This window comes from Aquincola agrisoli (assembly GCF_036621135.1).
In the GTDB taxonomy this organism is placed as follows: domain Bacteria; phylum Pseudomonadota; class Gammaproteobacteria; order Burkholderiales; family Burkholderiaceae_C; genus Aquincola; species Aquincola agrisoli.
Map to the genome: position 1 here is coordinate 194,095 of NZ_JAZIBG010000020.1, position 13,017 is coordinate 207,111.

The 13,017-nt window shown below is 68.8% G+C and carries 12 protein-coding genes; 4 read left to right on the plus strand and 8 right to left on the minus strand.

Going from position 1 to position 13,017, the window contains the following annotated elements:
* Positions 1 to 1,221, minus strand: a complete 1,221-nt coding sequence (locus tag V4F39_RS08845; protein WP_332288955.1) for an SGNH/GDSL hydrolase family protein — start codon at positions 1,219 to 1,221, stop codon at positions 1 to 3.
* A 50-nt stretch (positions 1,222 to 1,271) separates the two neighbouring features.
* Positions 1,272 to 2,444, minus strand: a complete 1,173-nt coding sequence (locus tag V4F39_RS08850; protein ID WP_332288956.1) for an SGNH/GDSL hydrolase family protein — start codon at positions 2,442 to 2,444, stop codon at positions 1,272 to 1,274.
* A gap of 621 nt (positions 2,445 to 3,065) precedes the next feature.
* Between V4F39_RS08850 and V4F39_RS08855 the strand changes: the two genes are divergently transcribed.
* Positions 3,066 to 4,163, plus strand: coding sequence for an MBL fold metallo-hydrolase (locus V4F39_RS08855; protein ID WP_332288957.1), 1,098 nt, complete (start codon positions 3,066 to 3,068; stop codon positions 4,161 to 4,163).
* Between the two features lie 13 nt (positions 4,164 to 4,176).
* Here the strand turns inward: V4F39_RS08855 and V4F39_RS08860 are convergent, their stop codons facing one another.
* From V4F39_RS08860 to V4F39_RS08885, 6 genes are all read right to left on the minus strand, one after another.
* Positions 4,177 to 5,181: a transketolase family protein gene (locus V4F39_RS08860; protein WP_332288958.1), complete on the minus strand. Its 1,005-nt coding sequence runs from the start codon at positions 5,179 to 5,181 to the stop codon at positions 4,177 to 4,179.
* On the minus strand, positions 5,181 to 6,032 hold the full coding sequence (locus V4F39_RS08865) for a transketolase (protein WP_332288959.1): 852 nt from the start codon (positions 6,030 to 6,032) through the stop codon (positions 5,181 to 5,183). The genes V4F39_RS08860 and V4F39_RS08865 overlap by 1 nt, the downstream gene beginning before the upstream one ends.
* Before the next feature lie 31 nt (positions 6,033 to 6,063).
* Complete coding sequence (locus V4F39_RS08870; RefSeq protein WP_332288960.1) at positions 6,064 to 7,323, minus strand: TRAP transporter large permease; 1,260 nt, start codon at positions 7,321 to 7,323, stop codon at positions 6,064 to 6,066.
* 21 nt (positions 7,324 to 7,344) lie between these two features.
* Positions 7,345 to 7,860 carry a TRAP transporter small permease gene (locus V4F39_RS08875; protein WP_332288961.1) on the minus strand — a complete coding sequence of 172 codons (516 nt, stop codon included), beginning with the start codon at positions 7,858 to 7,860 and terminating at the stop codon, positions 7,345 to 7,347.
* A gap of 80 nt (positions 7,861 to 7,940) precedes the next feature.
* Positions 7,941 to 8,933, minus strand: a complete 993-nt coding sequence (locus V4F39_RS08880) for a TRAP transporter substrate-binding protein (RefSeq protein ID WP_332288962.1) — start codon at positions 8,931 to 8,933, stop codon at positions 7,941 to 7,943.
* A gap of 50 nt (positions 8,934 to 8,983) precedes the next feature.
* Entirely contained in the window at positions 8,984 to 9,733 is a 750-nt protein-coding gene (locus V4F39_RS08885) for an SDR family NAD(P)-dependent oxidoreductase (RefSeq protein WP_332288963.1), read from the minus strand.
* A gap of 111 nt (positions 9,734 to 9,844) precedes the next feature.
* Between V4F39_RS08885 and V4F39_RS08890 the strand changes: the two genes are divergently transcribed.
* The 3 genes from V4F39_RS08890 to V4F39_RS08900 all read left to right on the plus strand — a co-directional run bounded on the left by V4F39_RS08890 (position 9,845) and on the right by V4F39_RS08900 (position 12,998).
* Positions 9,845 to 10,750, plus strand: a complete 906-nt coding sequence (locus V4F39_RS08890) for a LysR substrate-binding domain-containing protein (protein WP_332288964.1) — start codon at positions 9,845 to 9,847, stop codon at positions 10,748 to 10,750.
* A 191-nt stretch (positions 10,751 to 10,941) separates the two neighbouring features.
* A complete protein-coding gene (locus V4F39_RS08895) occupies positions 10,942 to 11,517 on the plus strand; it encodes a PEP-CTERM sorting domain-containing protein (RefSeq protein ID WP_332288965.1) in 576 nt (191 codons plus the stop codon).
* Between the two features lie 41 nt (positions 11,518 to 11,558).
* Positions 11,559 to 12,998: an alpha/beta hydrolase domain-containing protein gene (locus V4F39_RS08900; protein WP_332288966.1), complete on the plus strand. Its 1,440-nt coding sequence runs from the start codon at positions 11,559 to 11,561 to the stop codon at positions 12,996 to 12,998.
* Positions 12,999 to 13,017 lie beyond the last annotated feature (19 nt).

Genomic DNA, 13,017 nt, shown 5'->3' on the forward strand with positions numbered 1-13,017 from the left:
TCACCGCAGCAGGGTCAGGTCGACGGCGTTGCCCATGGCCTCGTAGCCGGCATCGCTCGGGTGCAGGCTGTCGCCGCTGTCGTACAGGGGCAGCATGCGCCGCGGGTTCGACGGGTCGCGCAGCGCGGCGTCGAAGTCGACGACCCCGTCGAACTCCCGGCTCGTGCGTATCCACTGGTTGACGGCCAGCCGATGGGCCTCGCGGGCCTCGGGCGCGTTGCCGTAGGGCGTGAGCGTTCCCCCGAAGATCTTCAGCTGCTGCGTGCGCGCCCGGGTGATCACCTGCCGCAGGGCGGCGATGACGTCGTCGGCCGTGGCGTTGCCGCTGATGTCGTTGATGCCCAGCATGATGATCACGTGCGTGGCGCCGCTCTGCGCCAGCACGTCGGGATCGAAGCGGGCCATCGCGCTCGGGTTGGTCGCGCCGCCGCCGGTCCAGACGCGGTTGCCGCTGATGCCCAGGTTGGCCACGCCCATCCGGCGCACCGGCAGCAGCCGTTGCGCGAGCACGTCGGGCCAGCGGCGGTTGGTGTTGGCGGTGGAGCGCAGCCCCTCGGTGATCGAGTCGCCGAAGGCGATGACGGCCGGCGTCTTCGATGCCGCCTGCACGTCGACGGCCGCGAGGAAGTTCCACTGCAGGCGGTTGGATGCCACGGGGAAGCCGGTGGCGCCGAGGTGGTTGCCTTCGGTGGAGACGTAGGTCGTCTGCAGGGCGCCGTTGCGCACGGTGAGGGGCGAGCCCGCGGCGGCCGTGTCCGCGGGCAGGTAGAGGTCGATCGCGAGGTCGGCCGCATCGCCCACGGGCAGGTCGGCCCAGTCGCTGAGCAGTTCGCCGCCGGCCGGCACCGTGAAGGTGGCCGCGCCGCCGAAGCTCAACACGCGGCGCGACGCCGGATCGATCTCCGGGCCGGCCGTGCGCAGGGCGACCGTCGCGCCGCCGATCTCCAGCGGCTGGCTGCCCCAGCGGTTCGAGAACTTGACGCGGACGCGCTCCCCGCCCACGCTGATGTGCGCGATCTGCCGCAGCGTCTGGTTGTTGATGCGGTTGTTGGCGCTGGCGTTGGCCGACACCACGGGCGCGGCCCAGGTCACCACGGCGTTGTCGCGCGTCTGGGCATGCACCGGCAGGCTGGCCGGCAGCGACAGCAGGGCGGCGCCCGCGGCGCCGAGCAGCGCCTTGCGCAGCCTGTACCACGGCGATGTCGTTCGTGCAGAGGTCATCGGGTTGTCTCCTGGTTCTGATGGATGGGGATGTGCACGGGCCGCCCGCTTCAGCGGCGCAGCTTCGGGCCGGCGAAGAGGTTCAGGTCGATGGCGTTGGCCATGGCGGCATAGCCGGCGCTGTTGGGGTGCAGGCTGTCGCCGCTGTCGTAGCGCGCGAGCATCACGCGCGGATTGCCCGGGTCGCGGATGGCGGCGTCGAAGTCGATCACCGCGTCGTAGGCGCCGCTGCCGCGGATCCATGCATTGAGCGCCAGCCGCTCGTCCTCGCGGGGCTGCGGTGCATTGCCGTACGGGGTGACGGTGGCGCCGTAGATCTTCAGGCCGCGGGCCCGTGCCCGGGCGATCATCTGGCCGTGGCCGCGGATGATGTTGGCGGCGGTGTTGCCGCCGCTGATGTCGTTGATGCCCTCGAGCACGATGACGTGCGACGCGCCCGACAGCGACAGCACGTCGCGGTCGAAGCGAGCCAGTGCGCTGGCGCCCGTGCCGCCGACCAGGACGCGGTTGCCGCCGATGCCGAGGTTCACGACGCCCATCGGCGCGATCGTGCTGCCGTAGATCACGCGGTTCGCGAGGTAGTCCGGGTAGCGCGCGTTGGCGTAGAGGCTGGACTGGCTGCCGTCGGTGATCGAGTCGCCGAAGCAGACGATGGCGCCGGGCGCGCGTGGATTGGACACCTCCACCCCGGTGATGAAGTAGTACGCCGCGCGGGTCGCCTCGGTGGGCAGCACCGTGGCGCCCACCTGGTTGCCGCCCGCCAGGTACGACACGATCTGGCCGCTGGGCCGCGAGTTGTGCAGCGTCAAGGGCGAGGTGCCCGCCGACGTGTCGGCGGCGATGTGCACGTCGATCGCCAGTTCCGTCAGGTTGCCCGCGGCGAAGGTCAGCCAGTCGCTGTACAGCTCCCCGTAGGCCGGGATGGTGAACGACTCGCGGCCGCTGAACGTCAACGCCTTGCCGCTGCCGGCGATGATCCGCTCGTTGCCGTTGCGCAGGGCGATGCCTGCGGCCTGGATCACCAGCGGCGCGCTGCCGTAGCGGTTGGAGAGCTTCACGCGGATCGATTCCCCGCCCAGGCTCAGCCGCAGCACCTGCCGCAGGGTCTGGTTGTTGACGCGGTTCGCGTCCGAGGGGGCGGCGGCGACCGGGGGGGTCGCCCAGCTCCCCAGGGCGTAGAAGTCCTGGCGCGAGGCGGCGTGGGCGGGCGCGTGCAGCGCCATGAGCGCCCCTGCGGCAGGCAGCCCGATGACGCATGCGCGTCGTCCGGAATCGAATGGTTTTCTTCGAAGCATTATTGTCTCCTGAATACTCTGTGCTTGCGGTAAATGGTTTGCCGGAAAGGTCGTGAGGCACCCCTTCCGGTAAATCGCACGCTAATTAGCGTCGCTGACGGCAGTCTTACGGAGTTATTCAGAGAAAATGCGGATTGAACTGCCTCGAAAATCAGAAAACGCGCGCAGGAATAAGGGATTCACCGGTGCGTGGTTATTATTTTCCGCGCCTCTATTTGTGATTTGCCGCGCGATTTGTGACCGGATGTAGAGGGCGTGCCGGCATGCAACGGCGCACACTGCCGCCATGGCGAACACCTTGGAGCCCGGAGCCGGGCAGTTCTGCGATCACTTCCCACCCGGCCCGCCAGTTATGCGCCTGGCGCCGGTGAATAACCTCCATGGCATCGGTGGAGTGTTTACAAAAGGTGGTCACCGCGGCCAGCCGGCTTGATTGCGGGAGCCGGCGCGGCGCAGTTGAAAAACGCCAGCGGCGGCCTAGAGTGATTCGTTGGGCGGGTTGCCAGCCCGGCACCCGCTCATGTCAGCAATCCGCGGAGGAGGTGGTTCATGCTGAAGCATTCCATGGGGCTGGGCGTGGCCCTCGCCCTGGCGGCCGGCGCCGCGCCGGCCCAGACGCCCACGATCGAAGCGCTGCAGGCCTCGGCCAAGGCGTACGCCGGCACCGACTGGCCGGGCACCTACACACGCCTGTGCATCCCGACGATCAGCGCGGCCAACCGGGTGGTGCCGACGATCGATCCTGCGGGCTACCCCACCGGGGACCTGCCCACGCCGCCCGGGGGCGTCCCGCCCCGGGCGAACTGGTACGCCCCGCCGGCGCAGATCGGCGACAACCTCTACTTCCTCGGCACGCGCAACCACAGCACCTATGCGCTGGTCTCGCGCCGGGGCGACATCATCCTTATCGACGGCAACTTCGAGTACGCCACGGAGGACGAGATCCACAAGGGGCTGCGTTTCCTCGGCCTCGATCCGAAGAACGTGCGGTATTCCATTTATGCCCACGCACACGCCGACCACGACGGCGGTGCCCACCTGACGGAGGCGGCCATCCCGGGCGCCACGCTCATCTACGGCGAGGGCGACTGGCCGAGCGTGCTCGCCCGCACCGGGCCGCACGCGACCCGCTACGGCCCGCAGAACGACGGCACCGACGGCCGCTTCATCACCCTCGGCGACGTCTCGCTGCAGATCGTCACGATGCCGGGGCACACGCCCGGTACGCTGTCCTTCCTGTTCGAGTTCAAGGACGGCGGCAAGCGCATCCGCGTCGCCTACCCGGGCGGCACCGCGATCTCGTTCACCAACCCGGATCCTGCCTACTACGACGGGTACATCGCGTCGGCCAGGAAGTTCGCGCAGGCGACTGCGGCCTACGGCGCCACCGCGCTGTTGTCGAACCACACCGAGTTCGACAACGGCTACTACCGGGCCCACACGGCGGCCTCGCTGCGCGCGCTCCGCGACGACGACGGGCGGCACAAGCGCCATGGGCACGACCGCGACGGCGTCGACGTGCCCAACCGGTACCTGAAGGACGTGCCCAATCCCTACTTCGTCGGCCAGCGCGAGGTGCTGAACTACATGGGCGTCGTCGAGCTCTGCGCGATGGCGGCGAAGCTGCGGGCGACCGGCGGCCTCTAGGGCGGGGGGCGCCTCATCCCAGCCACGCCTTGATGCGCCGGCCCAGGGCCTCCCGGCTGATGCCGTAGCGGTCGTGCAGCGTCGGCAGGGCTCCGGCGTCGAGGAACTGGTCGGGCAACCCGGCCAGCTGGAAGCCTGCCGGCTGCACCCGGTGGCGCAGCAGCGCGCTCGCGACCGCTTCCCCGAGGCCGCCGACGACCGAGTGGTTCTCCGCCACCACCACCATGCGGTGCTTGTACCGGACGGCTTCGACGATCGCCGCCTCGTCGAGCGGCTTGATCGTCGGGCAATGCAGCACAGCCACCCCGACGTTGTCGCGGGACAGATCCTCGGCGGCTTCCAGCGCCCGCATCGTCATGATCCCGCTGGCGATCAGCAGGACGTCGTTGCCGTCGCGCAGCAGCTTGGCCTTGCCGAGCTCGAAGCTGTAGCCGTACTCGTCGAGCACCAGCGGGACATTGCCGCGCAGCAGGCGCATGTACACCGGCCCCGGGTGCGCGGCGATCTGCGGCACCGCCTGCTCGGTGTCCAGCGCGTCGCAGGGATCGACGATGGTCAGCCCGGGGATGCCGCGCATCAAGGCGAGGTCCTCGGTGGCCTGGTGGCTGGGCCCGTAGCCGGTGGTGAGGCCGGGCAGGGCGCAGCACATCTTGACGTTGAGGTTCTCCTCCGCGATCAGCTGGTGGATGAAGTCGTAGGCGCGCCGCGTCCCGAACACGGCGTAGGTCGTCGCGAAGGGCACGAGCCCCTCCTTGGCCATGCCACCGGCCGCCGCCATCAGCAGCTGCTCGGCCATGCCCATCTGGTGGAAGCGCTCCGGATAGGCCTGCGCAAAGAGGTGCAGGTCGGTGTACTTCGCGAGGTCGGCGGTCAGGCCGACGATCTCGGGCCGGCCGGCGGCGAGTTCCACCAGCGCCTTGCCGAACGGCGCCGCCTTGACGCGCTGGCCCTCCGAGGCGATCGACGCGATCATGGCCGAGGTGGTCAGGCGGGGCTTGTTTGTCGCGGTGGTGTTCATCACACGGCCTCCTCGGGCTGCGATTGGTCCAGGATCTGCAGGGCCTGCTGCCATTCCGGCGGGTCGACCCGAATGAAGTGGTTCTTCTCGCGCTGCTCGAGGAATGGCACGCCCTTGCCCATCAGCGTGTCGAAGAGGATCACGCGCGGCCGCGGCTCGGTGAGCTGGCGGGCCCGGTCAAAGGCCGCCAGCACTGCCGGCAGGTCGTTGCCGTCGACCCGCTGGACGTGCCACCCGAACGCCGCCCACTTGTCGGCCAGCGGCTCGAAGCCCATCACCTTGCCCGACGGGCCGTCGGCCTGCTGGTTGTTGATGTCGACGAGGCAGATCAGGTTGTCGAGCCGGTGGTGGGCCGCGCCCATGGCCGCTTCCCAGGTCGATCCTTCGTCGAGTTCGCCGTCGGACATCGAGTTGTAGACGAAGGCGGCGTTGCGCTTGTGCTTGAGCCCCAGTGCCATGCCGACGGCGATCGGCAGGCCCTGGCCCAGTGAGCCGCCCGAGATTTCCATGCCGGGGGTGTAGGTCGCCATGCCGGACATCGGCAGCCGGCTGTCGTCGCTGCCGTAGGTCTCGAGTTCGCTTTCCGGAATGATGCCGGCCTCGATCAGGGCCGCATAGAAGGCGATCGCATAGTGGCCGTGCGACAGCAGGAAGCGGTCACGATCCTCCCATTCGGGCTCGTCGGGGCGCAAATTGAGCGCGTGTGCATACGCCACGGCCAGCACGTCCGCCCAGCCCAGCGCCTGGCCGATGTAGCCCTGGCCCTGCACTTCGCCCATGCGCAGCGCAAAGCGGCGGATGCGGTAGGCGCAGCGCCGCAGGGACGCCAGCGTCTGCTGTTGGTTTTCCATTTCCGTTCCTTGTGAGTGAGTGAGGCAGCCGTCAGCGCACGATGCTGGCCGGCACGTAGGACACCAGCGCGAGCACGCCGAACGCCACGAGGTAGAAGGGGCCCAGTTCCCGGACGGTCTGCCCGACCTTCACCTTGGCCAGCGCGCTGGTGATGAAGAGCGTCGTGCCGACGGGCGGCGTGTACAGGCCGATGGCGAGGTTGACGACCATCATGATTCCGAGCTGCGTCATGTCCATGCCGATCGCCTGCGCCATCGGCACGAACACCGGCGTGAGCAGCAGCACCGCGGCGGGCAGGTCGATGAACATGCCGAGGAACAGCATCATCAGGTTCATCAGCAGGATGACGAGCCAGGCGGCGTGCACGTTCTGCTGCACCCAGTTGGCGATGCCGGTGGGCATCTGGTCGTAGGTCAGGAGCCAGCCGATGGCGGCCGACGCCATGATCACGAGCAGCACCACGCCCGTGGCCAGCCCCGCATGCACCACCGCATCGTTCAGCCGCTTCCAGCCGAGGTCGCGGTACACGATCGCCGACACGGCCCCCGCGTACAGCGTCGACAGCACCGCGACCTCGGTGGGCGTGGCGATGCCGAAGCGAAGGAAGACGATGATCAGGACCGGCAGCACCACGGCCGGCGATGCATACATCAGGTGGCGGCGGAAGGCCGGGCCATCGAATGGCGCCGTCTCGCGCGGGAAGTTCCGACGGCGCCCCACCCACCAGCAGGCCAGCATGAAGCCGCCGCACATGAGCAGGCCCGGGAGCACGCCGGCGACGAAGAGCGAGGCGATCGACGCGTTCGAGCTCAGCGCGAAGAGGATCAACGGAATCGACGGCGGGATCAGGATGTCGATCGTCGCCGCGGCGGCCAGCGTCGCCGCGGAGAAGGCCGCGGGGTAGCCCAGGCGCTTGTGCCACGGGATCAGCAGCGAGCCGATCGCCGATGCATCGGCCACGGCGGAGCCCGAGACGCCGCCGAACAGGGTCGACGACAGCACCCCGACCTGTGCAGGCCCGCCGTGGAAGCGGCCGATCAGCGTCGACAGCACCCCGATCAGCGCCTCTCCGAGCTTGCCGCCCATCATCAACGAGCCGGTGAGCATGAAGAACGGGATGGCGATGAGCGGGAAGCTCTGCACCTGCGCCACCATCTGCTGGACGAGCAGGTCCAGGGGCACCCGGTCCGAGCTGGCTGCTGCGGCGAGCGCGGCCACCAGCAGCGCGTGGGCGATCGGCATCGCGAGCGCCGCGCTGCCGAGGAACACAAAGAGAATCAAGGCAGTCATGAAAGTCTCCAAAGTGCCGGCTCACCAGTGGGGTGCGGGCACGGGGTGGTCGGTGCCGGTCGGTGGCACGGGCGTTCCGTGCATCCACACGGTCCAGGCCGACTTCAATGCCAGCAGGCCCAGCATGGCCATGCCCACCATCACGCACGCGTAGGTGATCGACCCGGGCACCTGCAGGATCGGCGTGCGCTCGTCGTGGACGATCTCCAGCATCCGGTAGGTCGCGAAGCCCAGCACGGCATAGAGCGCGGCGACCACCAGCCAGCTCAGCGCCGAGACCACGCGCCGCATACGGGCCGGCAATACTTCGACGAGGAAGGTGGTGGTGATGTGCGCGCCGCTCGCGGCGGCGAGCACCACGCCCGACATCACCAGCCAGGGGAACAAGAGCTCCGGCACCTCGTTAGCCCACTGCAGGCTGGCACCCGTGGCGTAGCGCAGCACGGTGTTGGCCACGAGGATCACGAAGATCACGGCCGTGCTGGCCCACAGCACGATCCGGCAGAGGCCGACGACCATGCGTTCTAGAACGTTCATCGATGTCTCCTGCGAGCGTCACGCTCGTTGCAGCGCTGCCCCCGCGCCGCGAGGGCAGCGTCCGTCCGGCCTGCGCCCGATCAGTTGGCGCGCGCCGCCGCGACGACACGCTTGACGTAGGCGCCGATCGGACCCGACGTCCACTTCTCCTCCACCTTGGCGGTGGCCTTCTCGAAAGCGGCCTTGTCGACGGTGGTGACCTGCACGCCCTTGGCCTTGAGGTCGGCCAGCAGGTTGTCGTCGGCCTCCTGCGACAGCCTGCGCTGCAGCGCCGTCGCCTCGGCGGCGGCCTCCGTCACGGCCTTCCGGTCGGCCTCGCTCAGGCGGTCCCAGCTGCGCTTGCTCATCAGCAGCGGCGTCATCTGGAACATGTGGCTCGTCAGCGCGAGGTGCTTCTGCACTTCGAAGAGCTTGCTGGCGTGGAAGTTGGCGAGCGGGTTCTCCTGCCCGTCGACCACGCCTTGCTGGAGCGCCACGTAGAGCTCGGCGAACTTGATCTGCTGCGCTTCGGCGCCCAGGGCCTGCATGATGTCGACCAGGACGGCATCGGGCGGCGTGCGCATCTTCAGGCCCTTCACATCCTCCACCTTCACGATGGGATGCTTGCTGTTGGTCATGTGGCGGATGCCGTTGTCCCAGTAGCCGAGCACGACCATGCCCTTGGCGGCCGACTTGTCCGCAAGCTCCTTGCCCAGCGAGCCGTCCAGCACCTTGAAGGCCTGGGCGGGCGTGGCGAACAGGAACGGCATGCCGAACGCCGCGTACTCCGGCACCGCGGTGGACACGGCCCCCTGCGAGTTGGCGGTGATGTCGAGCGCGCCCGTGCGCACCGCGGTCACCATGGCGGCGTCGTCGCCGAGCTGGGCCGAGGGCGCCACCTGCACCTCGATGCGGCCGCCGGTCTTCGCCTTCAGCACCTCGGCGAACTTGACCGAGGCCTCATGGCGCGGGTTGCCGGGCGCGGCGCCGTGCCCCAGCGTCAGCTTGACGGGCTGGGCGAGCACGATGCCCGAAGAAAGCAGGGCCGTGCCGGCGAGTGCGGCCAGGATCTTGTTGAGGGACTTTCGTTGCATGGTGTTGTCTCCTTGAAGAGGCGGACTGTTCGGATGGGCCGCCGTGGTGGTCAGTGAATCAGCATGCCGCCGTTGACGTCGAGCGTGATGCCCGTGCAGTACGAGGAGAGGTCGCTGGCGAGGAAGACGCAGGCGCCTGCCACGTCCGCGGCCCGGCCGAGGCGGCCCAGGGGGATGGTCTCGGCGATCTCCGCCTTGCGTGTCTCGTCGAGCTTGCCCTTGATGATGTCGGTGCCGATCAGGCCCGGCGTGATGCAGTTGATGCGGATGCCCTCGGGCGCGAACTCGCGGGCCATGGCGCGGGCCAGCCCCAGCACCCCGGCCTTGGCCGCGGAGTAGTGCGGCCCGCCCAGGATGCCGCCGCCCCGCTGCGCGGAGACCGAAGAGATGCAAATGACCGAGCCGGCCTGCTGCGCGCGCATGGCGGGCAGGACTGCCTGCGTCATGTAGAGCGTGCCGCGCAGGCTCACGTCGAGGATGCGGTCGTAATCGGCGCCCGAGATCTCGAGCGTCTTGACGGGCTGCGTGATGCCGGCGTTGTTCACGAGGATGTCGATCCGGCCCAGCCGTTCCAGCACGGCCGCGACGGCCGCATCGCACGAGCGCTTGTCCGTGACGTCGGCGACGAGCCCGAGGTGGTCCGTGCCGATGCGCTGCGCGGCCTCGGCCGGCGCGGCGCGTTCCAGGTCGAGCACCACGACGCGGGCCCCCTGCTGCGCCATCAGGCTGGCCGTGGCATAGCCCAGGCCGTTGATGCCGGCGCCGCCGGTGATGAGCGCAACCTTGTCCTTCAGCAACATGTCGGTATCTCCTAGTGGGTGTAGGCATATTGGCTGGCGGTGCCGGTGAAGACAAGCGACGTGTTATCAGCCTAAGATGACGGTTCTTCATCTGACGGCGGGGTTCTCCCTATGGCCACGGTCCCCTCGGTCGCAAACCTCCTGGCGTTCGAAGCGGTCGCGCGCCGCCGCAGCTTCGCCCTCGCCGCGACGGAACTGCACCTCACCGCCTCGGCGATCAGCCACCAGGTCGCCAAGCTGGAATCGCAGCTGGGCGTGCGGCTGTTCGAGCGCAGCGCGCACGGCGTGTACCTGAGTGCGGCCGGCGAGTCCTACCTGAGCCGCGTCGGCGGTGCCATCGCGGCACTGGTCGCCGCCACGGACGACATGCGGCAGGGCGTGAGCAACAGCTTGTACGTGCATTCGGCGCCCAGCATCGCGAGCCTCTGGCTCATGCCGCGGCTGAGGGGCTTCGCCGAGGCCTACCCGGACATCAGCCTGAACCTGTCCGCAGCCCACACGCCCAGCGACTTCGCGCTCGGGCAGGCGGACATCGACATCCGCTACGGCGTGCCGCAATGGCCGAACCTGGAGGTGGAGCCGCTGTTCGAGGAGTCCATCCTGCCGCTGGCGAGCCCGCAGTTCATCAAGGAACACCGCCTCAAGCGGATCGATCAACTGCTCGAGGTGCCGCTGATCCAGAGCAACGTCAGCATCGTGCAGTGGTCGGACTGGTTCCGCACCTTCAGCGACCGCAGGGCGCCCGAGCGTTTTGCCGTGCGCTTCGACCGGGCGCAGATGTCGCTCGACGCGGCCACGCAAGGGCTGGGCGTGGCGCTCGAGAGTGCCGTCAATGCCGGCGGCCACCTCGCCGCCGGCCAGCTGCGCCCGGTCTACGGCTTCGAGAAGGCCATCAAGGTCAAGGCGCACTTCGCGGTGTATCCGGCGCGGCATGCGCGCCGCCCCGCCGTCGCGGCCTTCCTGTCGTGGCTCCACGGGGAGGCGAGCAGGACGCGGACCGGCGGCAGGACGAGCTGAGGAGCCGATACACCGCCTGAGCTTGTCTAGCCAAGAGGGACAGCCCGTGTTTTCCGGGTTATCCCGCCATGATCGATGTTCATCCTAGCCTGACGAAATATCGCTTTTCACAGGTCTCCTCCGGCCAAAAAAATGGCCCCGGCAGTTGCAACCGGCATCTGCTGATCGAGCAATCAAGAGGAGACCCAGCAATGAAGAAGTTGTGTGCACAGTCGGCCGCCGCGATGGCGGCCGCGTGCTTGTTCGGCGTGGCGGCCCCCGGCGTCAGCGTCGCCGGCACGCTCACGATCGATGTCTCGTCCATCGCCAGCGCGGGCGAGTTCCTGGGGGGTGCCAACCCGGTGTTCCAGTACGACATCGGGGCGAATTCGGTCGTCAAGGCGGTGAGCTACGACGTGGTGCTGCAGGCCTATGAGCCGAGCTGGCTGTCCGAACTTGGCGCTGCCTTCACCGACAGTTCGACGCTCAACGGCTTCCTGCTGCGGCCGGCGTTCGGTACGAATGCCGCGGGCAGCGGCAGCTTCGCCGGATCCATCGATCTCGCCGGAGGCGGTCTCGGCTTCGCGGTCGGCGCCGACGGCATGCTGCGGGTCGAGTTCGCCGAGGACGCCTACGACGGCCTCACGCCGGATGGCCTCTGGCGCAGCGGCGCCATCACGGTGGAGTTCACCTCCGCGGTGCCGGAGCCCGGCACCTATGCGCTGATGGCGCTCGGCCTTGCCGGCATCTACCTGTCTGCCCGCCGGCGCCCGCGTGCCGCCGCCTGAGACCCACGGCCATGCCTCCATCCCATTTTCGAAAGCTGACCATGTCGCGCAACTCCGTCTCGCGGATCTCCCGCACGCTCGTCGCCACCGCACTCGCCGTGGCGTTTGCAGGCGCCGCACAGGCCCAGGTGGCCAGCAGCCACTCGGCACCCAAGGTCATCGGGCCGGTGCAGGTCAACGCCACCCCGGGCGCCGGGCTGACGAAGGACTATCCGCATTTCGGCGCCGAGCCGAACTTCGACCTGACCGCCTCAGGCTATGTCGAGGAGGAGTTCTTCCTCGAAGGCCAGGCCACCCGCTACGAAACGCCGTCGATGCAGAACGCCGTGGCGGTCTCGAACGGCCATCCCTACAAGACGCGCATCCTGGTGCGAAAGCCTTCAGATCCCGCCAAGTTCAACGGCGTCGTCATCGTCGAGTGGGACAACGTGACCTCGGGCTACGGCATCGACCTGCACTGGCAGTACTCGCGCGAGTACCTGACGCGGGCCGGCTACATCCATGTCGGCGTCCAGGCCCAGCGCGTGGGCGTCCATAACGCCCCCAACGGGCTGAAGGCCTGGAGCCCGACGCGGTACGGCGACCTCGACGTGACGGCCGGCGGCACCGTGATGGACGACTCCCTGTCCTACGACATCTTCACGCAGGTCGCACGGGCGCTGAAGGGCCCGGGCAAGCAGGAACTGCTGGGCAGCATGAAGCCCCGTGCGGTCCTCGCCGTCGGCCAGTCGCAGTCGGCGGGCCGGCTGACCTCGTACTACAACTCGGTGCAGCCGCTGCACAAGGCCTACGACGGGTTCCTGGTCCAGGTCGCCGGGGGGCCGTTCCGCACGGACGTGAAGGAGCCCATGATCCGGGTGCTGAGCGAGTCGGAGGTCAACCGCAGCAGGGTGCTGGCGCGCCAGCCCGACTCGCCCACCTACCGCGGGTGGGAGGTCGCCGGCGCCTCCCACGTCGACTACTGGTGGGTGATGTTCCGCCACGGCATGGCGGTGCGCGACGGCATGCCGCCGCCGAACCTGGCCTGCCAGCCCGAGCCGGCCAGCCACGTCCCCCTGCGCTTCGTGCTGAACGCCGGTTACCACCACCTCGCGAAGTGGGTGCTCGACAAGGTGCAGCCACCGTCCGCCACACCGATCCAGGTCGCATCGATGGACCCCTTCGCCATCGCGCGGGATGGCCATCAGATCGCCCAAGGCGGCATCCGCATGGCGGAGGTCGATGTGCCGACGGCGACCAACCGGGGCGACCAGGTGGGCATGAGCCCCGGCTGCCCCGGCAACTACGGCATGCACGTGCCGTTCGGCGCGCAGAAGCTGGCCCAGCTCTATCCGTCGAAGGCGAGCTATGTCCAGGCTGTCGAGGCCTCGGTGCAGCGGAACGTGCAGCAGGGCTTCGTCCTGCCGCAGGACGGCGAGGAGATCGTGCGCCGCGCGAGGAACTCGCCGGTGGGCACCGGCCGCCCCGTGCCCATCCACTGAAGCGCCTCGCCACGAGCCC

Excerpts from the sequence above, each read along its gene's own strand:
- V4F39_RS08845 (WP_332288955.1), bottom strand. The coding sequence starts at position 1,221 with ATGACCTCTGCACGAACGACATCGCCGTGGTACAGGCTGCGCAAGGCG.
- V4F39_RS08850 (WP_332288956.1), bottom strand. The coding sequence starts at position 2,444 with ATGGCGCTGCACGCGCCCGCCCACGCCGCCTCGCGCCAGGACTTCTAC.
- V4F39_RS08900 (WP_332288966.1), top strand. The coding sequence starts at position 11,559 with ATGTCGCGCAACTCCGTCTCGCGGATCTCCCGCACGCTCGTCGCCACC.
- V4F39_RS08895 (WP_332288965.1), top strand. The coding sequence starts at position 10,942 with ATGAAGAAGTTGTGTGCACAGTCGGCCGCCGCGATGGCGGCCGCGTGC.
- V4F39_RS08885 (WP_332288963.1), bottom strand. The coding sequence starts at position 9,733 with ATGTTGCTGAAGGACAAGGTTGCGCTCATCACCGGCGGCGCCGGCATC.
- V4F39_RS08855 (WP_332288957.1), top strand. The coding sequence starts at position 3,066 with ATGCTGAAGCATTCCATGGGGCTGGGCGTGGCCCTCGCCCTGGCGGCC.
- V4F39_RS08875 (WP_332288961.1), bottom strand. The coding sequence starts at position 7,860 with ATGAACGTTCTAGAACGCATGGTCGTCGGCCTCTGCCGGATCGTGCTG.
- V4F39_RS08865 (WP_332288959.1), bottom strand. The coding sequence starts at position 6,032 with ATGGAAAACCAACAGCAGACGCTGGCGTCCCTGCGGCGCTGCGCCTAC.
- V4F39_RS08870 (WP_332288960.1), bottom strand. The coding sequence starts at position 7,323 with ATGACTGCCTTGATTCTCTTTGTGTTCCTCGGCAGCGCGGCGCTCGCG.
- V4F39_RS08880 (WP_332288962.1), bottom strand. The coding sequence starts at position 8,933 with ATGCAACGAAAGTCCCTCAACAAGATCCTGGCCGCACTCGCCGGCACG.
- V4F39_RS08860 (WP_332288958.1), bottom strand. The coding sequence starts at position 5,181 with ATGAACACCACCGCGACAAACAAGCCCCGCCTGACCACCTCGGCCATG.
- V4F39_RS08890 (WP_332288964.1), top strand. The coding sequence starts at position 9,845 with ATGGCCACGGTCCCCTCGGTCGCAAACCTCCTGGCGTTCGAAGCGGTC.